This is a genomic window from Pedobacter gandavensis, from assembly GCF_032678465.1.
GTDB classification, from domain to species: Bacteria; Bacteroidota; Bacteroidia; order Sphingobacteriales; family Sphingobacteriaceae; genus Pedobacter; species Pedobacter gandavensis_B.
Genome location: NZ_JAVTSK010000008.1, coordinates 135,457 through 161,311 on the forward strand (window position 1 = coordinate 135,457; position 25,855 = coordinate 161,311).

General features: G+C 39.5%; 22 protein-coding genes. 18 read left to right on the forward strand and 4 right to left on the reverse strand.

Annotated features, from left to right (window positions below; genetic code table 11):
- The first annotated feature begins 6 nt into the window (after positions 1-6).
- From R2Q94_RS15710 to R2Q94_RS15765, 12 genes are all read left to right on the forward strand, one after another.
- On the forward strand, positions 7-453 hold the full coding sequence (locus R2Q94_RS15710; protein ID WP_316822414.1) for a GatB/YqeY domain-containing protein: 447 nt from the start codon (positions 7-9) through the stop codon (positions 451-453).
- Positions 454-563: 110 nt separating this feature from the next.
- Entirely contained in the window at positions 564-1,328 is a 765-nt protein-coding gene (locus tag R2Q94_RS15715) for an alpha/beta hydrolase (RefSeq protein ID WP_316822415.1), read from the forward strand.
- Positions 1,329-1,330: 2 nt separating this feature from the next.
- On the forward strand, positions 1,331-1,993 hold the full coding sequence (locus tag R2Q94_RS15720; protein ID WP_316822416.1) for a CBS domain-containing protein: 663 nt from the start codon (positions 1,331-1,333) through the stop codon (positions 1,991-1,993).
- Between the two features lie 9 nt (positions 1,994-2,002).
- Positions 2,003-2,884, forward strand: a complete 882-nt coding sequence (locus R2Q94_RS15725) for an NAD kinase (protein ID WP_316822417.1) — start codon at positions 2,003-2,005, stop codon at positions 2,882-2,884.
- 1 nt (position 2,885) lies between these two features.
- Positions 2,886-3,719 carry a DUF6089 family protein gene (locus R2Q94_RS15730; protein WP_316822418.1) on the forward strand — a complete coding sequence of 278 codons (834 nt, stop codon included), beginning with the start codon at positions 2,886-2,888 and terminating at the stop codon, positions 3,717-3,719.
- Between the two features lie 18 nt (positions 3,720-3,737).
- Positions 3,738-4,478, forward strand: coding sequence for an isoprenyl transferase (locus tag R2Q94_RS15735; RefSeq protein WP_316822419.1), 741 nt, complete (start codon positions 3,738-3,740; stop codon positions 4,476-4,478).
- 63 nt (positions 4,479-4,541) lie between these two features.
- Positions 4,542-7,106 carry an outer membrane protein assembly factor BamA gene (gene bamA / locus R2Q94_RS15740; protein WP_410478554.1) on the forward strand — a complete coding sequence of 855 codons (2,565 nt, stop codon included), beginning with the start codon at positions 4,542-4,544 and terminating at the stop codon, positions 7,104-7,106.
- Positions 7,107-7,131: 25 nt separating this feature from the next.
- The gene (locus R2Q94_RS15745; protein ID WP_316822420.1) at positions 7,132-7,662 is read left to right on the forward strand and encodes an OmpH family outer membrane protein; all 531 of its coding nucleotides are present in this window, start codon (positions 7,132-7,134) and stop codon (positions 7,660-7,662) included.
- Between the two features lie 50 nt (positions 7,663-7,712).
- Positions 7,713-8,267, forward strand: a complete 555-nt coding sequence (locus R2Q94_RS15750; protein WP_316822421.1) for an OmpH family outer membrane protein — start codon at positions 7,713-7,715, stop codon at positions 8,265-8,267.
- 63 nt (positions 8,268-8,330) lie between these two features.
- Entirely contained in the window at positions 8,331-9,161 is an 831-nt protein-coding gene (gene murI, locus R2Q94_RS15755; RefSeq protein WP_316822422.1) for a glutamate racemase, read from the forward strand.
- 225 nt (positions 9,162-9,386) lie between these two features.
- Entirely contained in the window at positions 9,387-9,926 is a 540-nt protein-coding gene (locus R2Q94_RS15760; RefSeq protein WP_316822423.1) for a GIN domain-containing protein, read from the forward strand.
- Positions 9,927-10,139: 213 nt separating this feature from the next.
- Positions 10,140-12,041: an amidophosphoribosyltransferase gene (locus R2Q94_RS15765; protein WP_316822424.1), complete on the forward strand. Its 1,902-nt coding sequence runs from the start codon at positions 10,140-10,142 to the stop codon at positions 12,039-12,041.
- Positions 12,042-12,096: 55 nt separating this feature from the next.
- On the opposite strand, the gene R2Q94_RS15770 is transcribed toward R2Q94_RS15765, so the two are convergent.
- Positions 12,097-12,723, reverse strand: a complete 627-nt coding sequence (locus R2Q94_RS15770) for a LysE family translocator (protein WP_316822425.1) — start codon at positions 12,721-12,723, stop codon at positions 12,097-12,099.
- Between the two features lie 189 nt (positions 12,724-12,912).
- On the opposite strand from R2Q94_RS15770, the gene R2Q94_RS15775 reads away from it, so the two are divergent.
- Genes R2Q94_RS15775 through R2Q94_RS15795 form a run of 5 tightly spaced genes read left to right on the forward strand, consistent with a single transcriptional unit; the run spans position 12,913 to position 18,976 of the window.
- Complete coding sequence (locus R2Q94_RS15775; RefSeq protein ID WP_316822426.1) at positions 12,913-14,520, forward strand: MFS transporter; 1,608 nt, start codon at positions 12,913-12,915, stop codon at positions 14,518-14,520.
- A gap of 60 nt (positions 14,521-14,580) precedes the next feature.
- Complete coding sequence (locus tag R2Q94_RS15780) at positions 14,581-15,045, forward strand: dCMP deaminase family protein (RefSeq protein WP_316822427.1); 465 nt, start codon at positions 14,581-14,583, stop codon at positions 15,043-15,045.
- Positions 15,046-15,088: 43 nt separating this feature from the next.
- Positions 15,089-16,621 carry a glutamine-hydrolyzing GMP synthase gene (guaA, locus tag R2Q94_RS15785; RefSeq protein ID WP_316822428.1) on the forward strand — a complete coding sequence of 511 codons (1,533 nt, stop codon included), beginning with the start codon at positions 15,089-15,091 and terminating at the stop codon, positions 16,619-16,621.
- Positions 16,578-17,807 (forward strand): ABC transporter substrate-binding protein, encoded by a 1,230-nt coding sequence (locus R2Q94_RS15790; protein WP_316822429.1) that lies wholly within the window; start codon positions 16,578-16,580, stop codon positions 17,805-17,807. Before guaA ends, R2Q94_RS15790 begins: the two co-directional genes overlap by 44 nt.
- Positions 17,804-18,976, forward strand: coding sequence for an RsmB/NOP family class I SAM-dependent RNA methyltransferase (locus tag R2Q94_RS15795; RefSeq protein WP_316822430.1), 1,173 nt, complete (start codon positions 17,804-17,806; stop codon positions 18,974-18,976). Before R2Q94_RS15790 ends, R2Q94_RS15795 begins: the two co-directional genes overlap by 4 nt.
- A gap of 125 nt (positions 18,977-19,101) precedes the next feature.
- Here the strand turns inward: R2Q94_RS15795 and R2Q94_RS15800 are convergent, their stop codons facing one another.
- From R2Q94_RS15800 to R2Q94_RS15810, 3 genes are all read right to left on the reverse strand, one after another.
- Positions 19,102-19,668 (reverse strand): MarC family protein, encoded by a 567-nt coding sequence (locus R2Q94_RS15800; RefSeq protein WP_316822431.1) that lies wholly within the window; start codon positions 19,666-19,668, stop codon positions 19,102-19,104.
- Between the two features lie 136 nt (positions 19,669-19,804).
- Complete coding sequence (locus R2Q94_RS15805; RefSeq protein ID WP_316822432.1) at positions 19,805-21,502, reverse strand: amino acid permease; 1,698 nt, start codon at positions 21,500-21,502, stop codon at positions 19,805-19,807.
- Between the two features lie 131 nt (positions 21,503-21,633).
- Positions 21,634-23,934: a sodium-translocating pyrophosphatase gene (locus R2Q94_RS15810; RefSeq protein ID WP_316822433.1), complete on the reverse strand. Its 2,301-nt coding sequence runs from the start codon at positions 23,932-23,934 to the stop codon at positions 21,634-21,636.
- Between the two features lie 423 nt (positions 23,935-24,357).
- Here R2Q94_RS15810 and R2Q94_RS15815 point away from each other — a divergent pair, with 423 nt between their 5' ends.
- Complete coding sequence (locus tag R2Q94_RS15815) at positions 24,358-25,818, forward strand: APC family permease (protein ID WP_316822434.1); 1,461 nt, start codon at positions 24,358-24,360, stop codon at positions 25,816-25,818.
- Positions 25,819-25,855 lie beyond the last annotated feature (37 nt).

Here is a 25,855-nt window from a genome sequence, read left to right on the forward strand (position 1 = left end):
AAGCATATGATATCAAATACTATAGATCAGGAAATAAAAAAAGCGATGTTGGCTAAAGATCAGGCCGCATTAAGAGGTTTAAGAGCAATTAAAGCAGCGATCTTATTGGCAAAAACAGAAAAAGGTTCTGCAGAAGAAATTACAGAAGAAACTGAAGTGAAGATTCTTCAGAAGCTGGTTAAACAACGCAAGGAGTCTTCAGATATTTATAAATCACAAGGTCGTGAAGATTTAAGTCTGATCGAGGAAGAAGAAATTGAAGTGATCAGTAAGTTTTTACCTAAGCAATTGGAGCAGGCTGAAATCGAAAGTATTATTGCTCAGATCATTAAGGATGCGGGTGCGACTTCAGTGAAAGAAATGGGTAAAGTAATTGGCCTTGCCAATAAAGAACTTGCAGGTAAAGCAGATGGTAAACTGATCGCAGAAATCGTTAAAACGCAATTGGCATAGATTATGCTTGATTTTTATGTGTTTAAACTTTTTTCAAAATTAATGTCTTAAAATCCATTTATTTTAATTTACTGCACTAACTTAGTAGCATTACCTTATTAACACAAAATATGAAATACGAAGTAATAGAAGAAGACGGGTTTAAATATATTGAAGCTGGAAAAGGAGAACCCCTGGTATTACTTCATGGTTTAATGGGAGAGTTGAGCAACTGGGAACCAGCGATCGATTATTTCAAGGAAAAGTACCACGTTATTGTACCCATTCTGCCAATTTATGAATTGCCTATTCTTACTTTAGGTGTAAAAAGTTTATCAAAATATATTCACAAATTTTTAAAATATAAGAAGCTTAGTCAGGTAGTTTTAATCGGTAACTCCTTAGGAGGGCATGTTGGGCTGGTATTCACCGCTGCTCATCAGGAATACGTAAAAGCACTGGTATTGACCGGAAGTTCGGGCTTATATGAAAATGCTTTTGGCGGATCTTTCCCGAAAAGAGAGAACCGTGATTATATTAAAGAAAAAGTACAGTTTACTTTTTATGATCCTGCAACAGCAACAGACGAGTTGGTAGATGAGGTTTATAAAAGTGTAAATGACCGTTCCAGAGTGATCAGGATTTTGGCTTTAGCAAAATCTGCAATCCGTCATAACATGGCTAAGGAACTGTCGAGGATTACGATCCCGGTTTCCTTAATCTGGGGGAAACAGGATAAGATTACCCCTCCTGAAGTGGCAGAAGAGTTCCATGAACTGTTGCCGAATTCAGAGTTAAACTGGGTAGATAAATGTGGACATGCACCGATGATGGAACGTCCGGAAGTATTTAATGAATATTTGGAGAAGTTTTTGAATAGAATATTATTAAAATAAAAATGTTTGCAGCTGAACTCATATCGAATTCTATTCCCCCGCTAAAGACATCTGACCCGGTTCAGAAAGCTTTGGAAAGGATGACTGAGTTCAAGCTCTACCATTTACCCATTGTCAATGAAACACAGTTTCTGGGATTAATCGCAGAGGAAGAGTTGATAGAAGTAAGGGATACCACTCAGGCAATCGGAAGTTTGCCTTTGTCTATTTTAAACCCTTTTGTGTATGAAGATGCACATATCTACGATATCATCAGGCTTTTCCATCAGTTGCATTTATCAGTGATTCCAGTGCTGGATTATAAAAAGAACTATTTGGGGCTCATTTCCATTCATAATCTGTTGGATTATACCGCAGATATTTACGCAGTGAAAGAGCCAGGGGGGATTATTGTGCTGGAAATCAGTAACCGCAATAACTCCCTTTCCCATATGGCACAAATAGTAGAAGCAGACAATGCGCAGATCCTTTCTTCTTATGTGCAATCTTTTCCCGATTCTACAAGATTAGAGGTGACTTTAAAGATCAATAAAACTGAGTTGTCGGGAATTATCGCTTCCTTTGAGCGATATAATTACCAGGTAAAAGCTGTGTTTAACAGCACCATTTCAGATAATGGTACCGAAGACAGATATAATTCATTCATGAATTATTTAAACGTATAAACCTCATAAATGAGAACTGCAATATACGGTAGAGAGTTCAATAATAGTGTTCTACCATACGTACAGGAAGTATTCAATGTGCTGGGGGAGTTGAAAACACCCATTCTTGTTTACAAAGATTACCTTGACTTTATTAAAGACAAAATAAAGCTGCCAGAAGGCATTGTGGCTTTTAGTTCACATATGGAATTGGTAGGTCAGACTGATGTGCTGATCAGCCTAGGTGGCGATGGTACATTACTAGATACCTTGTCGCTGATCCGTGATTCTGGAATTCCAGTGATCGGAATCAATTTCGGAAGATTGGGCTTTCTGGCCAGTATCAACAAAGATGAAATCCGTGTTGCGATTGAAGCTTTACGCAATCAGGCTTATGCCCTGGATAAAAGAACCTTGCTTAGCCTGGATTCTAAGTTTGAATTGTTTGGGGAAGAGAATTTCGCTTTAAATGACATCACCATCCATAGAAGAGATAAGTCTGCGATGATGATCATCCATGCCTATATGAATGATGAGTTTGTCAATTCCTATTGGGCAGATGGCTTAATTATAGCAACACCTACGGGTTCCACTGCTTATTCATTAAGCTGCGGTGGCCCGATCATTTACCCAAGCTCACAGAATTTTGTCATTACACCTATTGCGCCACATAACCTGAATGTGAGGCCAGTCATCATTCCTGATGATGTAACGCTGACTTTTGAGGTGGAAGCGAGAAGTGCGAAATTCCTGGTTTCTTGTGATTCCAGAACAGAAACGGTAGACCGCTCGGTGAAGTTAACCCTTAACAAAGCAGCTTTTCATGTCAATCTGATCAGGTTAAATGACGAAAGCTATTTGAAAACGCTAAGAAATAAACTACTTTGGGGGATAGATACCCGAAATTATTAAAATGCAGCAGCGCAGCCGAATTTTCTGTTTTTTTGTCCTGCTTTTCCTCGGAACATCTGCCTTTGCCCAGAACCTGGAATTAGGTGTTGTTGGAGGAGCTGCCGGGTATATGGGAGATCTGAACCAAACCAATCCACTAAAAATAAGCGGTTTGTCTGCCGGAGCGAATGTCAAATTGAATTTCGATCCATACTGGGCTGTTGGTCTGCATTATACCTACGGAAAGATTAAAGCAGACGACTTGAAATCCAGTAATGCGCAGTTCAGGGAAAGAGGACTTAACTTCGAGACTGCTTTAAATGAGGTAAGTTTACAAGTGGATTTTAACTTTTTTGAGTACTTTGCAGGTGGAGGAACAAAGAATTTCACACCCTATATATTTGCCGGGGTAGCTGGGATCTGGTTTAATCCAATAGGAAAATATAAAATTGGTAGCGACACCGAAGCCCGGGAATACCAGCTTCGGTTTTATCGTACGGAGGGACAAAAGGAAGCCTACCGGAATTCGGCACTTGCTGTGCCTTATGGCGTAGGATTTAAGGTTAGGTTAAAGGACAACTGGGGTTTATTCTCCCAGATTGGTTATCGGACGGCTTTTACGGATCAGCTGGATGATGTGAGTGGCAGATACCCTGCTGCAGATTATACAGCGAATGATCCAATGGAGCTGAGGCCGGTTCGTGAATACCTCTCAGGTTTCCGTCCTGACCCTTCAGGATCAGTTAGTAATCTATACGGGACCCAAAGAGGAGACTTAAGAAAAAGAGATACTTATATGTTTGTAGGTATTGGCATATCTTATACCTTTGTGTCCCAAAAATGTTATACATTTTAAGCATATTTGCAATCATAAATGGGATTTAAAGAACAAATTGACGTTACACGCCTGCCTGAACACATCGCAATTATCATGGATGGAAACGGGAGATGGGCAAAAAATCAAGGCAAATTCAGGCATTTTGGTCACGAAAGTGGCGTGCTGTCGGTGAAAGATATAGTGGAAGGTTGTGCCGATATTGGTATTAAATACCTGACTGTATATGCCTTTTCTACTGAAAACTGGAACAGACCTATTGAAGAAGTAAATGCTTTAATGGAGTTATTAATCTCTACCATTAACCAGGAAACCGCTACGCTTAACAAAAATAATATCCGCTTAAATGCGATTGGTGATATTGCTTCTCTGCCTCAAAAATGTATTGATGATTTGAAGAGTGCGATGGACAATACTTCGAAAAATACCCGTTGTACACTGACGCTTGCATTGAGCTACAGCGCGAAATGGGAAATATTGGAAGCAGCGAAAAAATTAGCCCAAAAAGCTAAAGATCAAGAGATTGAAATCGATGCGATTAATGAAGAACTTTTTTCTGCCGAACTAACCACTACTGATATTCCTGATCCGGAGCTGATGATCAGAACCAGTGGGGAACACAGGGTTAGTAATTTTCTCTTATGGCAGATGGCTTATACTGAACTGTATTTTACCGATACGCTTTGGCCAGACTTTAGAAGGGAAGACCTTTTTGAGGCAATTGTAGACTACCAAAAGCGCGAACGTCGTTTCGGTAAAATTAGTGAACAATTGAACTAATTTTACTTTTAACACTTTTTAACATGTGTTTAAATTAACTTAGCATCGATTTTTAGATTGTAAATGAAAAGAATATATCAACTTATACTATTGTTATTGATTGGTTTACCAACAATGGCACAGATCCGTCCTCAGTCCAATCCTGCAACTCCTACATTAAAAGTTAATGGCCTGGATCTGGATTATTTTAACCCTAAGGAATACACTATTGCAGATGTAACCCTGTCAGGAACAAAATTCTTAGACAAAGATGTGATCATTACCCTTTCAAAATTAATTAAAGGGGAACGCATTGTCCTTCCTGGTGAAGCCACAGCAAACGCAATTAAAATCCTTTGGGAACAAGGATTATTTGATGATGTACAATTAGACATTACTAAAATTGAAGGTGATTCTGTTTACTTCGATATTGAAGTGGTAGAACGTCCAAGATTGTCTTCTTTCGATATTCAAGGGGTGAGTAAATCTCAAAAAACGGATATTCTGGAGAAATTAAATGCAAAATCTACAAAATCTATTATCAACGAGAACTTATACAATTCTACTACCAGTATCATTAAAAAATACTTGTTGGAGAAAGGTTATTTCTTTACGACGGTAAGTTATAAGACTAAACCGGATCCAAATCAGGATAACCATGTGATTTTGGAAGTGATTGTGGATAAAGGCCGTAAGGTAAAAGTTCATGAGATTAACTTTACAGGAAATAAAGTGTTTTCTGATGCGAAACTGCGTAAATTCCTAAAGAAAACGAAGCAACAGGCTTTCTATAAAGTATTCGGTTCGGGTAAATTCAATAAAGAAAAATACGACGAAGACAAGAAAACACTGATTGCTAAAATGCAGGATAAAGGTTACCGTGATGCGGTAATTTTGAAAGATAGCATTTACAAATATAATGACAAATCTATCGGAATTAAGATCGATTTATTTGAAGGTCCAAAATACTATTTCGGGAATATCAGCTGGGTAGGAAATGCAAAATATGCAGGAAAAGACCTGGAACGTATTTTAGGAATCGAAAAAGGTGAGGTTTTCAGTGAAGAGAAATTGGAAACTAAATTAAGAGGTAGTGCCAACAGCGATGATGTTTCTAGTTTATATCTAAATGATGGTTACTTAACTTTCAATGTTGATCCTGTTCAGACTAAAATCTATGGCGATACAGTAGATGTGGAAATCCGCATTTATGAAGGTCCTCAGTATACAAACAATCGCATTACGGTAAAAGGTAACACGATCACCAATGATAGGGTAGTGCTTCGTGAGGTGCACACTAAGCCAGGTGATAAATTCTCTAAAGATCTATTGATCCGTACAGTTCGTCAGATTGGTCAGTTGGGTAATTTTGATGAATCTAAAACAGTACCTACACCTAAGCCAAATCCGGCTGATGGAACGGTAGATATCGAATATGCAGTTGAAGAAAAACCTTCTGATCAGATTGAATTGTCTGGTGGTTTTGGTGGTGGTAACATCATCGGTACTTTAGGATTAACTTTCAATAACTTCTCCTTAAGAAACCTTTTCAACCCAAGTGCTTATAAACCTCTGCCAAAAGGTGATGGTCAGAAACTTAGTTTGCGTGGACAAACGAATGGTAAATATTACCAGTCTTATAGCTTCTCGTTCTCCGAGCCATGGTTAGGTGGTAAGAAACCAGTGAGTTTTGGGGTAAGTGCCTTCACCTCTTTACAGTCTAACGGCTTAAAAGAATTCGAAGTACGTAATGGTCAGTCCCAGCAACGTATCAGATTGAACGGGGTAACTGTGAGTTTAGGTAGAAGGTTGAAATTCCCGGACAACTATTTCCAGTTGAGTCATGCCTTGAGTTTCCAACAGTATATCCTGAACAATTATGGTGGTTATAAATTTAGTACAGGTACTTCTTATAACATCAGTTTAGCACAGGAACTGAGCAGGGATTCACGTGATTCGCCTATCTTCCCGGAAGGTGGTTCTTATTTCAAGTTTACCATTCAGGCGACACCTCCTTATTCATTGATCAATAAATTGAATTATGCGACTGCTCCTGATAAGGAATTCTATAAATTCACTGAGTACCACAAATGGAAATTTGAATCTCAATGGTTCCATAAGCTTGCCGGTAAATTTGTAGTGAAAGCACAGGCTCAATTTGGTTTCCTTGGTTCGTATAACAAAGCTGTTGGAGATCCTGCTTTTGAGCGTTTCAAATTAGGTGGTGACGGTATGCAGGGATTTGACTTCCTTCAGGGTTCTGAGTTGATCGCGATGCGTGGTTATGCAAACTCTGCTGTGATTCCTGTTGGATCTACGGGAAATGCAGTTGCCATTGCACAGCAATCTGGTAGCCCTATTTTTACTAAATATGTGTTGGAAGTAAGATATCCGGTAATTAAAAGTTCTTCAGCTACCGCATTCCTTGTGGCTTTTGCTGAGGGTGGTAACACCTGGAACAAGTTCGCAGACTTCAATCCTTTTAACGTTAGACGTTCTGCAGGTTTTGGTGCGAAGATATTTTTACCGATATTTGGATTGTTGGGTATTGATTATGGTATTCCTTTCGATAAGATTCCTGGAGTGGAGAATGGAGGAAAGCAATCATTTACATTTAGTATTGCTCAACAATTAGGTGGATTTAATTAACGTTAGGAATAATAAAAAACAGGCTATGAAAAAATACCTATTAATATGCTTCTTAAGCTTTACCTGTATGGGAGCTTTTGCACAGAAGTTCGCTTATGTAGATACGGAATATATTTTAAAGCATCTTCCAGAGTACAAGTCTTCATTGAATGAACTGAATGTGGCTTCACAACAATGGCAGGCACAAGTGGATCAGAACTTTGTAGAGATCGATAAAATGTACAAGGCATATCAGGCGGATCAGGTATTGCTTACTGCAGATATGCGTAAGAGAAGAGAGAACGATATCATCGAAAAGGAGAAAGAAGCCAAAGATTTTCAACGTAGAATTTTCGGACCGGATGGTGAACTTTTTCAAAAACGTGGGAAGTTATTAGGTCCGATTCAGGACAAGGTAACCAGGACGATTACTGAAGTGGCTAAAGGTAAACAACTGGATTTTATCTTTGATAAAAGCAGTGAGGCTACCATGATGATTTATGCCAGCAGCAATTATGATGTGAGCAATGATGTGATCAGGTTGCTAGGTTTTAAACCAGGTACCATCCTTAAATAAACAACACAAATAGATAAACAAGTAAAAACAATTTATTAAGACAAATAGAAATGAGAAAGTCAATTAACGCATTTTTTATCGCAGCGGGATTATTGTTTACTGCTAACGTAGCAAATGCACAACAAAAATTAGCGCATTTGAACTCGGCATTGATCATTGAAGCTATGCCAGAGGTTAAAGACGCAAGAACTAAATTAGAAGCGTTTGGTAAAACTAAGCAAGCAGATGTAGAGAAGATGATTACTGAATACCAAGGTAAACTTACTGCAGCTGAAGCAAAACAAAAAACAATGAGCGAAGCCAACAAAGAAACTGTTGGTAAAGAATTACAAGCTATGGGTGCTGAATTACAAGATCTTCAAAAACGTATCGAAGATGCAAGAGCTAAAGCACAACAAGAAATGGAAACTAAAAATGCAGAATTGTTTAACCCAATTCAGGTGAAAGCTGATGCAGCAATCAAAGCTGTTTCTAAAGAAAAAGGTTATGCTTATGTATTTGATACTGCTAACCAGGCTTTAGTTTACTGGGATGGTGGTGATGATATCACTAATGCAGTTAAAGCTAAATTAGGGATTACTGCAACTGCAGCACCAAAGAAATAATTAAAATTAAAATATATAAATTGCGGGATGGGGTGATAAAACTCCATCCCGCTTTTTTTTACAATGAATACTGGACAATCTATAGGCGTTTTTGATTCTGGGTATGGTGGTTTGACTGTGTTTAAATCTATAGCCAGACAACTGCCACAATACAATTATATTTATCTGGGCGATAATGCCCGTTCTCCTTATGGAGATCATTCTTTTGAAACCATTTACCAATACACTTTGGAATGCGTAGAGTGGTTATTTGAGCAGGGATGTCCTTTGGTTATTCTTGCCTGCAATACTGCCTCCGCTAAGGCGTTACGGAGTATTCAGCAGAAGGTACTTCCGCTAAAATATCCTAATCATCGTGTACTTGGGGTCATCAGGCCTACGGCGGAAGTACTGGGGCAATTTACCAATAAGAAGACTGTAGGAGTAATGGGAACCCGTGGGACAGTCAACTCCCTTTCTTATCCTATGGAAATTAATAAGTTCTTTCCGGAGCTTAAGGTAGTACAACAAGCTTGTCCGATGTGGGTTCCCCTGATCGAAAACAATGAGCACCTCAATCCTGGCGCGGATTATTTCGTGCAAAAATACCTGGATGAATTGTTGGAAAAGGATGCTGATATTGATTGTATTCTTTTGGCTTGTACACATTATCCTTTGTTGATTCCTAAACTTCAAGCCATATTACCTTCAGGGATTGAGTTGTTAGGTCAGGCGGATATAGTAGCCAACAGTCTTGAGTTATACCTGGAAAATCATCCCGAAATGGTAGTCCGGCTGGGCCTGCAGGGGAAGCGCCAGTTCTTTACCTCCGGCGATAGGCAAGCATTTGATCAACATGCCAATATTTTCTTTGGAGAAGAGGTTCAGTCGGAGCAGATGCACCTTAAATGCTAAGTCATTTATTCGAGGCGGTCAGTTGACCGCCTTTTTCATTTCCATTCTTTTTATGTTGGTTTTTAAGCAATCGACGAAAATATTTTCGTCGATTGGTCGAGAAGTTATGCTCTTTCGTCGAGGGCTACACTGCTGTGGTCTAAAGCAGCAAAAATGCCTGAAACGTTTCCCCTTTGAGGGCGTCTTAATTACAAAACAACCTTAAAAACTTAAAAACTAAAAGATATGAAAACTGCAATCAAAACACTAATCGCTTCAACTTTAACCGCTATCGTTTTAACTACTTCAGCCTTTACAACGATCGCTAAAGATAAATCACCGGCCAACAAGCCTGCTGCTGTAAAATTCAATAAAGTGGTGGTTACCGGAAATGCCAATGTGATACTGGTACAGGGAAACAGAGAAGAGGTAAATAGCTATGAGGAGATGAATGAAAGTAACTATAGCGTAAAACAAAAAGGATATACTTTGTACATCAACTCTACTGATAAAAACACAATTTATGTAAACGTAAAAGACTTGCAAAGAATTGATGTAGCCAACACTGCAAGCGTTAAAACCAAAGGCAATTTTGATTTGGCAGTACTTCAGATCTTCCTGAAAGATGAGGCCAAAGCAAATGTAAATGCAAATGTGGAAAGTCTTTATACCGATATCAGTGGTGCTTCAGATCTGAAATTGAGCGGTTCAACAAAAGACCATTCACTGGTTAAAAATGACGTTTCCAAGTTGAATCTTAAGGATCTTGTAATTGCAAAGCTCTAATGAACCAGATACTACCCTAAAATATTTCCATCATTTTTATTAGAAACCGCTCCTTCCAGAGCGGTTTTTTTTTGCAATCTGACTGCTTTGTACCTATTGCTAAATGCTTTAAACCAGGTTTAACTATCTGATTATAATCTTAATGAAAGATTCTATTTCTTTCTAGGTTCTGATAATTATTAACGGTAAATTTGCGGCTCAAATCACACATCAATGAGCGACTCGATCAAGCACGAATGCGGTATTGCCTTTATCCGCCTTTTAAAACCTCTCTCATACTACCAGGAAAAATACGGTACCACCCTTTACGGCCTTAACAAGCTTTATCTTTTAATGGAAAAGCAACACAACCGTGGACAAGATGGCGCCGGTATTGCAACCATTAAACTTGATGTTAAACCAGGTCACCGCTACATCAGCAGGTACAGGTCTATGGCTCAAAATGCGGTTTCAGATATTTTCGGATATGTGCAAAGTAAATTTGTAGACATCCAAAATGAAACGCCAGAGCTGATGCAAGATGCAGAATGGTTGAAAACCAATGTTAGTTTTATCGGAGAAGTTCTACTAGGTCACCTTCGCTATGGTACCCATGGTCAGAATAGCATAGAAAATTGTCACCCCTTCCTACGTCAGAACAACTGGATGACCCGTAATCTTGTGATTGCAGGTAACTTCAACATGACGAATGTGGAAGAGTTATTAGAACAACTTTATGAGCTGGGACAACATCCGAAAGAAAAAGCGGATACGGTAACAGTACTTGAAAAAATCGGTCATTTTCTTGACGATGAAAATCAGGAACTTTTTGATGCCTATAAAAAGGAAGGTCTGGATAACGTAGAAATCACTCACAAAATCTCAGAAGGTTTAGATATCGCTAAAATCCTTCGTCGTTCTGCAAAGAACTGGGATGGTGGATACGCGATCTCTGGTATCGTTGGTAATGGTGATGCTTTTATTCTTCGTGATCCTTCAGGTATTCGTCCTGCATTCTACTATGCAGATGATGAGATCGTAGTGGCTGCTTCTGAAAGACCAGCGATTCAGACTGCTTTCAACATCCCATTTAAAGATGTGAAAGAAATCCAACCTGGACATGCCTTAATCGTTAAGAAAAATGGTAAAGTAACAGAGGAAGTTTTCAGAGAGCCTCAGGAAAAAAGAGCATGTTCATTTGAACGTATTTATTTCTCAAGAGGTTCTGATGCAGAAATCTATAAAGAAAGAAAACATTTAGGTGCATTATTGTGTGATCAGATTCTGAAAGCAGTAGGCGCTGACCTTAAAAATACAGTATTCTCATTTATCCCTAATACTGCTGAAGTTTCTTTCTACGGAATGGTAGAAGGTTTACATGACTTCATCAGAAAAGTACAGCTGGATACTCTGGTGAATCGTAAAGAACAACTGAACGATGAAGAGCTGACTGAATTGCTATCGCTTAGCCCAAGAGTGGAGAAGCTGGCAATTAAGGATGTAAAACTAAGAACATTCATTACGCAGGATGCCGACAGAAGTGATATGGTTGCCCATGTTTATGATACGACCTATGGTGTGATCAAAAATGGTACTGATACTTTAGTGGCGATTGATGATTCCATCGTTCGTGGAACAACCCTGAAACAAAGTATCATCAAGATCATCGACAGGTTACATCCTAAGAAGATCATTATTGTTTCTTCTGCTCCACAAATCCGTTACCCGGATTGCTATGGTATCGATATGTCTAAAATGGGACAATTCGTTGCTTTTGAAGCGGCCATTCAATTGTTGAAAGCACGTGGTATGGAACACATCATCGAAGAAGTTTATCAGAAATGTAAAGCTTCATTGTTGTTACCGAAAGAAGAGATTGTGAACCATGTGAAAGACATTTACAGACCTTTTACGCAGGAAGAGATCTCGGCTCAAATTACGAAAATCATTACTCCTGAAAACATTAATGCAGAAGTAGAAGTGATTTATCAGACTTTGGATAATTTACACGTAGCTTGTCCTGATCATACGGGAGATTGGTATTTCTCAGGAAATTACCCAACAGCTGGTGGAAATAAAGTGGTGATTAAAGCTTTCGTAAACTGGAAAGAAGGAAACAACCAAAGAGCTTATTAATTGAGCGACTTCATAAAATACAATCCCCGTTCGGTTTAGACCAGACGGGGATTTTTTATTTATAGTGTTTTAACAATACTTCGATAAATAATCGGATGGCAAAGATGATGATGACGGCTCCTGCAATTCTGTTGAGGTTCTGTATGGTCTTCTCCTTGATCCGGTAACGAAGCTTTGCAGCATAGTAGGTCTTTACACCATCTACAGTCAGTTGTGTAGCCATAGCAACAATAAAGAATACGACTTTTTCAGACATCGTTAAATGGAGTTGTACCGAAATAATCCCACCCACCATTATCCAGAACATTAATGTAGTAGGAGATAAAAGGCACATTAAAAATCCTTTGAGGATGTAACCACGCTTTTTGATCTTCGCAATTTCACCTACGTCATAGCTTACTTTTACCTTATTGAAAAGGTAGTATAAGCCAATGCCAAATAAAAAGAGGCCTCCTATGATGCCTATATATTGAAAATACTCTGATTTATAGTTTACAAATTGAGCGCTGAAAATGGTAAGTGTGATAAATATAATGTCACTAAAAATCACGCCTACAGCAAGAGAAAAACCGGCTTTGAAGCCTTTCTCAATGCTCGTTTTAATCATGGAAAAGAAAACAGGACCCGTCAAAAACGAAAATAATATACCTGCACCAATCCCCTGTAATATTGCTTCAAACATTCACCTAACTTCTAAAATTATGCTAATATGCGATTTTATGAATAAAATCACCCTTATTATTTTAATAGAGTCCCCGTATTACCCTTACCATCACCCGCTATCCGAATTGCCAGTGTGTAAACATTACACTTTAGCAAACAGTTTTTTTTATTTATGTTTAGCGCACCAAAATAAGTTACTAACGATTATATGGAACAACAATCTAAAAAAAATTATGGCACCGCTTTGTACACAATTATTACTGTGTTCTTTTTCTGGGGCTTTGTTGCTGCTTCGAATGGTATTTTTATTCCATTCTGTAAAGCGCACTTTAATCTGACTCAATTCGAGTCTCAACTTATTGACTTTACATTTTACGGTGGATACTTTATTGGGTCGCTGTTGTTGTATTTCGCCTCTCAAGCCAGTAAAGTAGATATTCTGAATAAAATCGGTTACAAAAAAGGAATTATTGCCGGTCTATTGATCTCCGCAGTAGGTGCATTGATCATGATTCCTGCAGTTCATTCCGGATCTTTTATCTTTATCTTATTTACCTTTTTTGTGATTGCGCTTGGATTCTCCCTTCAGCAAACTGCAGCTAACCCTTTTGTGGTGGCTTTAGGAGCACCGGAGAGTGGTACGCACCGTTTAAACCTTGCCGGTGGAATCAATAACCTGGGTGGTTTAATGGGACCGGTAATCGTGAGTGTGGTTTTATTTGGCACTGCAAATGATGCCATTCCTAAAGCCGTGGAAATTAGCTCTATTAATAACCTGTACTTAATTCTTGCAGGTCTGTTTATCGCAGTAGCCATTTTCTTTGGGATTTCTAAATTACCAAAAGTAACCAGTGATGAGAAAGTAGAGGCCAGTCCAAAACCTAACGGACCGTTAGTTGTGATGATTCTTGGTTTCTTAATGGTTGCGGCAGCAGGTCCTCTGGCTCAGGCTACCGGAATTTCTGCTTCTGTATTTGTTTATTCTTCATTGGCCATTATCCTGGCCGCATTATTCTTTGCATACACAGTGAAAAAGGATCGCCCTGAAAAATGGGGAGCGATGCAATATCCACAATTGGTGCTGGGAATGTTGGCCATCTTTATGTACGTAGGTACTGAGGTAACCATTCAGAGTAACCTGGGCGCTTTGTTGAACCTGCAGGAATTTGGTGGTTTGGCAGAGTCTGAAATCAAACAATACATCTCTCTATATTGGGGAAGTATGATGATTGGACGTTGGACAGGTGCAATTTCAGCTTTCAACATGTCAAAAATGATGAGAAATGTATTGACGGTTATTGTTCCTTTTATTGCTTTTGGTGTAATTTTATTCGTAAATCATTTTACAGGAACTGATGTAGGTAACTTATATGTATATGGAATCTGCATTGCAATCATGATTGTGGCCTTTTATCTTGGACAGGAAAAACCAGCTAAAACATTGGCTATTTTCGGGACTTTAGGCGCGATATCCATGCTGATTGGTTTATTGACCACTGGTCATGTGGCGATCTTTGCTTTTGTAAGTGGTGGATTATGCTGCTCGATTATGTGGCCATCCATTTTTGCATTATCCATTACCGGATTAAACAAATACACCAGTCAGGGTTCTTCCTTCCTGATCATGATGATCCTGGGTGGTGCGATCATTCCGCCAATCCAGGGTGAACTTGCGGATGCCATTGGTATCCATAGCTCTTACATTGTTCCTGCAATTGGCTTTGCTTACCTGATTTTCTTTGCATGGAGGGTAAGTGCAATCCTGAAAAGCCAGGGCATTAATGTAGAAAATATTGAAGCCGAAGGCGGTCACTAATGATATTAAACAGGAAAGGCTTCCCATTTCTTTAATGGGAAGCTTTTTATTTATACCTATATGAGTAAAAAGAGTTTCGATCATATTTATATGAACCTGGCAGTAGACCTTGCTGCGCGTTCACACTGTGTTAGGGCGCATGTTGGTGCGGTGCTGACCAAAGACACCAGAATAATTTCTATCGGCTATAACGGGCCACCACCAGAAACGCACAATTGTGATGAAGAATGGCCGGAGACCGGTTGCGATAGAGATTCCAAAGGCAGTTGTTCTCTTGCACTTCATGCTGAAGAAAATGCCATATTATATGCTTCAAAGAATGGGGCCAAGATAGAAGGTGCTACTTTGTACACCACACTTTCTCCCTGTATCGCCTGTGCGAGATTGATCTTGTCGTCCGGAATCAAGAAGGTTTTGTATCAGGATTCCTATGCAGAATACAAAGGATTACCTAGTGATGAAGGTGTAGACTTTCTAAGAAGGTTCGGTGTAGAAGTAAATAAGTACCAAATCGAGGTTAATTGACATTCTGTCTTGTACCAGCAGGTAAGTTTTCTTAACTTTGGCCATGCTAGAAAAAATCATTATTCTCGATTTTGGTTCCCAATACACGCAGCTAATTGCCCGCAGGGTACGCGAACTAAATGTGTATTGCGAAATTCATCCATTCAACAATATTCCTGAAATCACATCAGACGTAAAAGGTATCATCTTTTCAGGTAGTCCATCCTCAGTTCGTCAAGCAGACGCTCCACAGATTGACCTGACTAAATTTCACCTTAAATTCCCAGTACTGGGCGTTTGCTATGGTGCGCAATATATGGCGCAACAACTTGGTGGTGAAGTTCAGCCTTCATCCACTCGTGAATACGGCAGGGCTAACCTGAATTTCGTTGCTAGCGGAAATAAATTATTTAAGCACATCAATCTGGATTCTCAGGTATGGATGTCTCATGGAGATACCATCACTAAGATCCCTGAAAACTTTGAACTGATTGCAAGTACAGACAGCGTAAAAGTTGCAGCTTATCAGATTAAAGATAGTGAAACTTATGCGATTCAGTTCCACCCGGAAGTGACGCATAGCACAGACGGAAAGCAATTGTTGGAAAATTTCCTTGTTGATATCTGCGGATGTCACCAGGAATGGACTTCTGAAGCTTTTGTAGAAACCATTATTGCAGATTTAAAAGAGACTTTAGGCAATGATAAAGTTGTACTTGGTCTTTCAGGCGGGGTAGATTCCAGTGTTGCTGCCGTTTTACTACATAAAGCAATCGGTACGAATTTACACTGTATTTTTGTAGACAACGGATTACTTCGTAAAGATGAATTTGAAAGTGTTCTAGAGCAATATAAACACCTTGGTTTAAACATCAAAGGTGTAGATGCTAAGGATCGTTTCTTAAGTCAATTGGCTGGGGTAACTGATCCGGAGCTAAAGCGTAAAGCAATCGGACGTGTATTTATCGAAGTTTTCGATACAGAAGCACACCTGGTTGAAGACGTAAAATGGCTGGCACAAGGTACCATTTACCCAGACGTAATTGAGTCGATCTCTGTAAATGGTGGTCCTTCTGCAACCATTAAATCTCACCATAATGTAGGTGGATTGCCTGATTTCATGAAACTGAAAGTTGTAGAGCCTCTGAAAACTTTATTTAAAGATGAAGTAAGAAGAGTAGGTACTTCATTGGGCTTAGAGCATTTCATTATTGGCCGTCACCCTTTCCCAGGTCCGGGATTAGCAATCAGAATTCTTGGTGAGGTTACTCCAGAGAAGGTGGCTATTCTTCAGGAGGCAGATGCGATCTATATCAATAACTTAAAAGAAGCAGGTCTTTACGATAAAGTATGGCAGGCAGGAGCAATCTTCCTTCCGGTACAATCTGTAGGTGTAATGGGTGATGAACGTACTTACGAGAACGCCATTTGTTTACGTGCAGTTGAATCTGTAGACGGTATGACTGCTGATTGGTGTCATCTTCCATATAACGTACTCGCCAAAATTTCTAATGAAATTATTAACAAAGTAAAAGGAATAAACCGCGTAGTATATGATATCAGTTCAAAACCACCCGCTACAATTGAGTGGGAATAAATATTGGCTGATCATTTGTATTGCTTTCTTATTTTCGGCTTGTTCGCCGAAAATAAGAAAGCCTGCAAATCAAAAACCAGAAGGCCAGGGTAAAGAGAAAATAGTAGAAAAACCTGCAGAGCGGTTTACGCAGGCTAATATTTCCTTGCTGATCCCTTTCCGACTGAATGAAATTAACCTGAAAACGGCTACCAAAGCCGAGGTCGATAAAGCGGTAATGGCCATAGACTTTTACCAGGGTTTTAAACTGGGAATAGATTCGGCAGCAAGTTTGGGCTTAAATTTCAAATTGAACGTTTATGATACCCGTGATTCGAATGCACAAATTGATGCGTTGCTGAGTAAAGGTACACTTACCTATAGTAATCTCGTGGTAGGCCCTATATTTCCTCAGGGTATTAAGCACATGACTACTTATTCTATTGCCAGAAATATTCCCCTGGTCTCACCACTTGCAGCTACTCATCCTTCGGAGTTTAACAATCCTAATCTGATTTCGGTTGTGAATAATATTGACTTGCATGCTGCAAAAATTGTAGACTATGTGGCTAAAAAATATGTTCCTGAAAACACGATAGTGGTGTTGATCAATCCGAAAACAAGTAGTGATGAGGTCGTAGCCGCACCTTTGCGTCAGCACTTTAAAGCCAATAAAAAGACTTTTATTCTACAGGAATATCCTTCAGTCTTTAGTATGGAAACAAAAATGCAGAAAGGAAAAAATTACGTAGTGATCGTTACTTCCGCCGATCGCAAGTTTGTGGTACCTACTTTAGATAAGCTGCTGAAAATTAAAAATAAGGGCTATGACCTTAATTTATTTGGGCATCCGGACTGGATCAAGCAAAATTATAATGTAGATAAATTACAAGCTTTAAATACCAGCATTACCGCTTCTTACTATGTAAATTATCGCAGTCCGGCTGTTATTCAATTCATAAAAAAATATAGGGAAGCATTCAAATTTGAGCCTTCCGAGTATTCATTTAAAGGCTTTGATATTGGGTTTTATTTCGGTAAATTATTTTCAGAGCATGGGGCCAACTATTTAAAATACCTGAGCAAAGAGAAGTACGAAGGATTACATAATTCTTTTGATTTTTATCACGATGATAAACTGGGTTATATCAATACCAGTTTAATGCTTTTACGTTATAAGAACTTTGCTATAAATATTGTAGAATGAGAATAGAACACCAGATCCGGGCATTTGAGCAGATTTTTAAAAGCTATGATGGGCTTTTGCCTTTGCATAGGTTTTTGCATCTGTATTTCAAGCAAAATAAAAAGATGGGCTCCTCGGATAGGAGATGGTCCAGTCGTTATATCTATAGTTTTTTTAGATTGGGAAAGGCCCTGATTAAAGAACAACAAGTGCTGCGCCTAGCCGTTGCGGATTTCTTATGTAATTTCAGCCCAAGCTTGGTCGTGGAAACGCATTTGCCCAGTCTTGCCGATCAGATTGAGTTACCATTGGAGGCCAAGTTGACTTTGATTCAAACTGCTTTTCCCGAATTTCAGCTTGCCGATGTTTTCTCTTTCCATCAAAATTTAAGTGCAGCTGTAGAAAAGGAAGATTTCTTTAAATCCTTTTTTATTCAGCCAGATTTATTTCTGAGGATCACGAAAGGGCATCTGAAAGCACTGCTTGCTGATTTGAAAGCACATGAGGTGCCTGTAAAAGAGATTTCAGAGACCACCCTGATGTTACCAAATGGGACTAAACTGGAAAACATATTTCCGAATCAGAAGTTTTATCAGGTACAGGATCTTTCTTCTCAAAAGACAGGTTTATTCTTTGAACCTAAAACCTACGATCGCTGGTGGGATTGTTGTGCGGCTTCTGGGGGCAAATCCCTGTTGCTACACGATCTTGAGCCTACGGTGCAGCTCGTAGTGAGTGACGTTAGAGAAACAAGCTTAAACAACCTTGATGATCGTTTCCATGAAGCAGGAATCAAAAAATATCAAAAAAAGGTCCTGGATCTGCTGCAAAATAATGATCAGGATCTGCATGATTATGAATTTGATGGCATCATTCTGGATGCGCCTTGTTCAGGCTCTGGTACCTGGGGACGTACACCAGAAATGCTGTATTACTTTGATGAACATAAAATTAGTATGTACAGTCGTTTACAGAAGGGAATTGCTGGTAATGTAGTCAAATACCTGAAAGTTGGAAAACCATTGATTTATATTACCTGTTCGGTATTTAAACAGGAGAATGAAGAAGCTGTTCGTTTTCTGGAAGAAAACTTTCCTTTGAAATTGGAGAAAATGGAAGTGATAAAAGGGTATAAGGATGCCGCAGATACAATGTTTGTGGCCCGCCTGATTAAAACGGAACCAGCTTAAACTAACGTCAGGAAATTTAAAACAGAAATCAAAAAGAAATGCCCCCATAAAGTGTCAGGACTGTCTGACTTTTTGGGGGCATTTCTTTTTTGATGATTTATTGGAAATGGCAAGATGCCATCCAACTATAAACCCGTATTGTTTCGGAATAGCTTAATGGCAATAGCCAGTAGGATAATACCAAACGCTTTTCTTAATACATTTAGTCCGGCTTTACCAAGAAGACGCTCTAAGCGATTGGTGTTTTTCAATACAAAATAGACAAACATCATATTGATCAGAATACCCGCAATGATGTTTTGCGTTGCATATTCTGTCTTTAATGACAAAAGGGTCGTCATGGTTCCTGCTCCTGCAATTAATGGAAAGGCCAATGGCACAATAGACACCGTTTCTGGAACATCTTCATTGAAGATGGTCAGACCAAGGATCATTTCCATCGCAATTACGAAAATTACAAAAGAACCAGCAATCGCAAAGGATTCCACATCCAGGCCGATTACTTTTAATAAGGACTCTCCTGCGAAAAGAAAGATGATCATCAATGCTGTAGCCACAATAGTTGCTTTTTCAGATTGAATATGACCGGCTTTTTTTCTAAGTTCGATCACGACAGGGATGGCACCCAGGATATCAATAATCGCGAACATGATCATTGAACAAGAGAGGATTTGACTGAAATTAAATTCCATAGCAGCTGTTTTATGCTGCAAAGGTATATTATTTTGTAATAGAAAGGTGACAGTGAGGCAAACAAAAAAGGCCTGAGTTCTTATGAACCTCAGGCCTTTCAATTTATAAAATAAGCTATCTTTTGGTCATGAAGACTTAAAGTTTGGCTTTCACGTTTTTAGCTGTGGATGCCCGATAGATATAAAGGATCACATGGACGATGGCAAATACCAGAGAGAAATAATACAATCCGGTATCAGTTCCGTTTGTTGTGTGGTGATGAATGATCGCCACAATAATCAACAATACAGCCAGAACCAAACCGATGTAAGAAACTACTTTATTGCTTCTTGCAAGTGTGATCGGGTTGTTATCAGATAACAAACTGTTTTTGATTCCATAGAATAAATATACGTTTACACCAATAATCATCCATACCAGTAAACGAACCCAGGTATCTAATGGAAGGAATACCATCATACCCAAACATACCGCTACACCCAGGATCGGGATAAGTGGTACCATTGGAACTTTGAATGCTCTTGGAAGATCAGGCATGCGTTTCCTTAGGATAATGATACCAATACAAACCAGGATAAAGGCGAATAAAGTACCGATACTAGTCATTTCACCTACAACTCTTGCCGGAACAAAGGCTGCAAATAAACTTACAAATAGCATGAACAGGATATTACTCTTCGCCGGTGTACTGAATTTAGGGTGAACTTTAGAGAATACACCAGGTAATAAACCGTCTTTACTCATTGAGAAGAAAACTCTCGACTGTCCTAATAACATCACCAGGATTACAGAAGCATAGCCGCCCAGAATTGCCAGAATAATGGCTTTATTTAACCATGGATAAGCTGGAGTAACCACTCCTGCTGCATTAATACCCATATTGTCAATTGCAACAGCAACAGGAGCAATACCATCCTGACCTTTAAACATGTCGTAGTTGGCAACGCCTGTCATTACGTGTGCAAATAAAATATAAAGAACCGTACAGATAAATAAGGAAACAAGGATACCAATCGGCATGTCTTTTTTCGGATTTTTAGCTTCCTGTGCAGCAGTAGATACCGCATCAAAACCAATATAAGCGAAGAATACGATACCTGCAGCTCTAATCACACCACCCCATCCATTTTCAAAGAAGCTGGCATGACCTGGCTTATCTGCAGGGATAAAGTATGGAGAATAGTTATCTGCGTTAATGTATTTCCATCCTAAGAAGATAAAAATGAATACAATTACCACTTTAACAGCTACAATAATACCATTGATGATGGCTGATTCTTTTGTACCTCTAATTAGTACCAGAGACATCAATACAATGATAAATACAGCTGGGAGGTTGAACATACCGTTAACTACAGTGCCATCGGCAAGTGTAGCGGTATCAAATGGTGACATGACCACCTGAGCAGGGAGGTGAAGATCGTAATATTCGAGAAACTTGACCAGGTATCGGCTCCAGCTAATGGAGACCGTAGCCGCACCTACTGCATATTCCAGAACCAAATCCCAACCAATGATCCAGGCAACTAATTCGCCCATGGTGGCATAGGAATAGGTGTATGCACTTCCCGCAACAGGAATCATGGATGCAAATTCAGCGTAACATAATCCTGCAAATCCGCAACCTATTGCTGCAATAATAAAGGAAATGGTGATGGCCGGGCCGGCATTATTGGCTGCCGCTGAACCGGTGATGGAAAATAATCCAGCACCAATAATGGCTCCAATACCCAAAGCAACCAGATTCACAGGACCCAGGGTTCTCTTCAATGCCCCTTCTCCGCTTTCGGAAGCTTCTTTTGTAAGTAAGTCAATCGACTTTCTAAAATTCATAGTTTAAAGTTTAGTAAAAGGTTGGTTATAGTCTATTTGGTTTGTAATCAGATTGTCAAACCTAAATAAAGATGTTTAAAAATAAAAGGGATTTTTATTCAAAATCCCTTTTATTAATAACAATCGTAATATTACCGTTTGACTGTGACGGTGTCTATTAAATTCCTGACCGTATCTATCTGCACCACTCCGTTGGCATCAATGGTTTTCATCACCCTGATTTCTTTTCTGATCTCCTTTTCGACCTTGCTTTCAGGAATTACGCCTATAGCGATGTATGGTGCGATTACAAGCGAGACAATAGACATGAGTTTGATTAAAATATTCATAGAAGGACCAGAAGTATCCTTAAAAGGATCACCTACGGTATCACCTGTAACGGAGGCTTTATGAGGATCTGATTTTTTATAAAACATCTCACCATTGATGTCCACACCTTTTTCAAATGATTTCTTGGCATTATCCCAGGCACCCCCTGCATTGCTTTGGAAAATCCCCATAAGTACGCCAGATACGGTAACTCCAGCCAATAGTCCGCCCAGCATTTCTGCTGAACTCACGGAAGGAAAGACTCCTTTAAAGCCAAATCCTACAATAATTGGTACCAAGAGTGCAATAGCACCCGGTAACATCATTTCACGGATAGAGGCTTTGGTTGAAATGGCGACACATTTTTCATATTCAGGTTTGGCTTTGTATTCCATAATTCCAGGAATTTCCCGGAACTGGCGGCGGACTTCCTGCACCATTTCCATCGCTGCTTTACCAACTGCTGCTATACACAAGGCAGAAAAGATAAATGGAATCATTGCACCAACAAACAGGCCTGCCAACACCGGTGCTTTGTAAATATCGATGGCATCAATCCCTGCAACGCCTACGAATGCAGCAAATAAGGCTAATGAGGTTAGGGCTGCTGAAGCAATGGCAAATCCTTTTCCGGTTGCGGCAGTGGTGTTTCCTACCGCATCGAGGTTGTCTGTACGCTCGCGGACTTCTGGTGGCAATTGACTCATTTCTGCAATTCCCCCGGCATTATCTGCAATTGGGCCAAAGGCATCAATTGCAAGTTGCATGGCAGTGGTGGCCATCATACCAGCAGCAGCAATGGCTACTCCATACAAACCAGCAAAAGCATAAGAGAAAATAATTCCTCCTGCAAGTACCAAAATAGGGGCTACAGTAGATTTCATTCCTACGGATAATCCGGCGATGATATTTGTAGCATGGCCCGTTCCAGACTGTTGTATGATTGATTTGACAGGTCTTTTACCCATTGCAGTATAATATTCTGTAATGATGCTCATTAATGTGCCTACTACAAGACCTACCAAAATGGCAAAATACACATCCAGTTTAGTAAAGCTTACGCCACGGAGATGTAAATGTGGTGGTAACATGAACATCACAATAAAGTAGCATGCAATTGCAGTTAAGACAATAGAGCTCCAGTTACCCAGATTTAAGGCAGTTTGGACATTAGAATCTTCAGCCTTTATACGCACAAACCAGGTTCCTACAATAGAAAATAGAATTCCAAGGCCGCAAATGACCATTGGAAGTAATACAGGTGAAAAGCCATTCAACTGATCTATGGCAACCCCGTTTAGTTTTTCTACTACAATCTCCTGTCCCAAAACCATGGTGGCAAGAATGGTCGCCACATAAGAGCCAAACAAATCGGCACCCATACCAGCTACATCTCCAACATTATCACCCACATTATCGGCAATAGTAGCGGGATTTCTTACATCATCTTCCGGAATGCCGGCTTCCACTTTACCCACTAAATCTGCACCAACATCAGCCGCTTTCGTATAAATACCTCCACCAACACGGGCAAATAAGGCAATAGACTCGGCCCCTAAAGAGAAACCTGTGAGTACTTCTATTGCGGTTTTCATTTCGGAACTGTTAGCAGTTACTACATTAAATACCTGTAAGAATACAATGAATAAACCTCCTAAACCTAAAATTGCTAAACCGGCTACGCCTAAACCCATTACCGTACCACCTGTAAAAGACACTTTTAAAGCCTTCGCCAGGCTGGTTCTTGCGGCTTGAGTGGTTCGTACATTGGCTTTAGTTGCGGCTTTCATACCGATATATCCGGCAGTGGCGGAAAAAACAGCACCGATGATGAAAGCAACGGCGATGATCCAGCTGGAATGTAAGGCCATGCCATTGATCTCGTGAATGCTGCCTGAATAGGCGAGTAAAGCTGCGGTAAATATTACGAATATACTGAGGACCTTCCATTCTGCTTTTAGAAATGCCATGGCTCCGTCGGCGATATAACCTGCAAGTTCCTGCATTTTAGCCTCACCAGCATCTTGTTTGTTCACCCAGGCGCTTTTTATGGCCATGACAATAATGCCAATTAAACCCAGCAAGGGGATAAAGTAAATTAGATTTTTTTGTAAGAACTCCATACTTAGTTTAAGTTTATTTGGTTATTTAGTTGATTCACTTGGTATAGATTTACTCCTTCAATTGGGAGTACCGCGTTCACAGATCAGATAGAGCTACGTAAAATTAATAGTGTTCTTTTAAAAAGCAAATTTTTAAGGAACTGATTGTTAAGGTTTTTTTTAGAAAAAACTATTTAATGTTTGGAATGTCTTTTCAGCTCCGTTTTTTTATTTTTTTAAATATCTTAGCACAAACTAACCAAACAAAATGAAAGCATCAAATTGAACCACAATTAATTGTATGCCTTTAGATCCATCTGTTCAGAAAGATAGAATCGCCTGCTTTATTCGATCAATACACTTGCCCGCATTTTGAAAACCAACAACCAAAACTGATGGATACTTCGGAAATGACATCCATCATTAAAAAAACAAACTAACTAAATGGAAAAAGAAAGTCAAGATGGCTCTTTCAAAAGAGAACTTGGATTATTAGATGGGACTATGCTGGTCGTAGGATCAATGATTGGCTCTGGTATTTTTATTGTGAGTGCAGATATTGCCCGACAAGTAGGCTCAGCAGGTTGGCTTATCGTGATCTGGGTGTTAACCGGCCTGGTCACTGTAATTGCTGCGGTGAGTTATGGGGAGCTGAGTGCGATGTTTCCTAAGGCAGGTGGACAATATGTTTATCTGAAAGAAGCTTACAATAAACTGATTGCTTTTCTATATGGTTGGAGCTTTTTCGCCGTTATTCAAACGGGAACTATCGCAGCTGTAGGGGTTGCTTTTTCTAAATTTGCCGCATATTTATATGAACCTTTAAGTGAAACCAATATACTTTGGCAGCTGCAAACGGGAACTGCGGCAGATGGGTCTGCAGAATATTTCTCTTTGAGTGCTGCTCAGCTGGTTTCTATCGTCACCATCGTTTTCCTTACCTATCTGAATAGCAGGGGGGTCAAGGATAGTAAAACTTTGCAGACTTTTTTAACGATCATTAAAATTTTATCGCTATTTGGTTTAATTGTTTTTGGTTTTACACTAGGTGCAAAAGTAGAAGTCTGGAATGCCAATTGGGCTGATGCCTGGAGTCTGAAATCCTTAAATGTGGAAACCGGATCCTGGATGAGCATTGGTGGTTCGGTACTTTTTGCAGCAATCTCTGCTTCATTGGTAGGTTCTTTATTTTCCAGTGATGCATGGAATGGAGTTACCTTTATTGCTGCCGAGATCAAAAAACCAGAAAGAAACGTAGGTCTAAGTTTGTTTCTGGGAACTTTTATCGTGAGTGTAATTTATGTTTTAGCCAACCTGATGTATGTGGCGGTAATACCGATGAATGAAATTGCAACGGCTAAGTCGGATCGGGTGGCGGTAGTTGCGGCTCAACATATTTTTGGAAATGCGGGAACGATTATTATCGCCGTAATGATCATGATCTCTACTTTTGCCTGTAACAATGGCCTGATTATGGCTGGTGCAAGGGTCTATTATACCATGGCTAAAGATGGTCTTTTTTTTAAAAAGGCAGCCCAGCTGAACAAAGCAAGTGTACCTGCCTGGGCATTATGGATTCAGTGTTTTTGGGCTTCCGCTTTATGTCTGACGGGAAAGTATGGTGCCCTACTTGATTTTGTGATGATCATTGTCATGATTTTTTACATCCTTACGATCTTCGGTATTTTTATTTTAAGAAGAAAGATGCCTAATGCGGAGCGTCCATACCGTGCATTTGGTTATCCGGTATTACCGATATTATACATCATTTTTGCGATAGTTTTTTGTGTGTCTTTACTGATCACAAAGATGAGTACTTGTGGTTGGGGGGTATTGATCATGCTGGCTGGAATTCCGGTGTATTACCTGACCAAGCAAAAGGAGATTGATCGTTCCATGAATTAAAGGCATTCGCTAGTGATACGACTGGAATTTGATTATT

What these genes read in the sequence shown, in the direction of transcription:
- R2Q94_RS15710 (WP_316822414.1), top strand. Translation starts at nt 7, where the DNA reads ATGATATCAAATACTATAGATCAGGAAATAAAAAAAGCGATGTTGGCT.
- R2Q94_RS15715 (WP_316822415.1), top strand. Translation starts at nt 564, where the DNA reads ATGAAATACGAAGTAATAGAAGAAGACGGGTTTAAATATATTGAAGCT.
- R2Q94_RS15720 (WP_316822416.1), top strand. Translation starts at nt 1,331, where the DNA reads ATGTTTGCAGCTGAACTCATATCGAATTCTATTCCCCCGCTAAAGACA.
- R2Q94_RS15725 (WP_316822417.1), top strand. Translation starts at nt 2,003, where the DNA reads ATGAGAACTGCAATATACGGTAGAGAGTTCAATAATAGTGTTCTACCA.
- R2Q94_RS15730 (WP_316822418.1), top strand. Translation starts at nt 2,886, where the DNA reads ATGCAGCAGCGCAGCCGAATTTTCTGTTTTTTTGTCCTGCTTTTCCTC.
- R2Q94_RS15735 (WP_316822419.1), top strand. Translation starts at nt 3,738, where the DNA reads ATGGGATTTAAAGAACAAATTGACGTTACACGCCTGCCTGAACACATC.
- bamA (WP_410478554.1), top strand. Translation starts at nt 4,542, where the DNA reads ATGAAAAGAATATATCAACTTATACTATTGTTATTGATTGGTTTACCA.
- R2Q94_RS15745 (WP_316822420.1), top strand. Translation starts at nt 7,132, where the DNA reads ATGAAAAAATACCTATTAATATGCTTCTTAAGCTTTACCTGTATGGGA.
- R2Q94_RS15750 (WP_316822421.1), top strand. Translation starts at nt 7,713, where the DNA reads ATGAGAAAGTCAATTAACGCATTTTTTATCGCAGCGGGATTATTGTTT.
- murI (WP_316822422.1), top strand. Translation starts at nt 8,331, where the DNA reads ATGAATACTGGACAATCTATAGGCGTTTTTGATTCTGGGTATGGTGGT.
- R2Q94_RS15760 (WP_316822423.1), top strand. Translation starts at nt 9,387, where the DNA reads ATGAAAACTGCAATCAAAACACTAATCGCTTCAACTTTAACCGCTATC.
- R2Q94_RS15765 (WP_316822424.1), top strand. Translation starts at nt 10,140, where the DNA reads ATGAGCGACTCGATCAAGCACGAATGCGGTATTGCCTTTATCCGCCTT.
- R2Q94_RS15770 (WP_316822425.1), bottom strand. Translation starts at nt 12,723, where the DNA reads ATGTTTGAAGCAATATTACAGGGGATTGGTGCAGGTATATTATTTTCG.
- R2Q94_RS15775 (WP_316822426.1), top strand. Translation starts at nt 12,913, where the DNA reads ATGGAACAACAATCTAAAAAAAATTATGGCACCGCTTTGTACACAATT.
- R2Q94_RS15780 (WP_316822427.1), top strand. Translation starts at nt 14,581, where the DNA reads ATGAGTAAAAAGAGTTTCGATCATATTTATATGAACCTGGCAGTAGAC.
- guaA (WP_316822428.1), top strand. Translation starts at nt 15,089, where the DNA reads ATGCTAGAAAAAATCATTATTCTCGATTTTGGTTCCCAATACACGCAG.
- R2Q94_RS15790 (WP_316822429.1), top strand. Translation starts at nt 16,578, where the DNA reads ATGATATCAGTTCAAAACCACCCGCTACAATTGAGTGGGAATAAATAT.
- R2Q94_RS15795 (WP_316822430.1), top strand. Translation starts at nt 17,804, where the DNA reads ATGAGAATAGAACACCAGATCCGGGCATTTGAGCAGATTTTTAAAAGC.
- R2Q94_RS15800 (WP_316822431.1), bottom strand. Translation starts at nt 19,668, where the DNA reads ATGGAATTTAATTTCAGTCAAATCCTCTCTTGTTCAATGATCATGTTC.
- R2Q94_RS15805 (WP_316822432.1), bottom strand. Translation starts at nt 21,502, where the DNA reads ATGAATTTTAGAAAGTCGATTGACTTACTTACAAAAGAAGCTTCCGAA.
- R2Q94_RS15810 (WP_316822433.1), bottom strand. Translation starts at nt 23,934, where the DNA reads ATGGAGTTCTTACAAAAAAATCTAATTTACTTTATCCCCTTGCTGGGT.
- R2Q94_RS15815 (WP_316822434.1), top strand. Translation starts at nt 24,358, where the DNA reads ATGGAAAAAGAAAGTCAAGATGGCTCTTTCAAAAGAGAACTTGGATTA.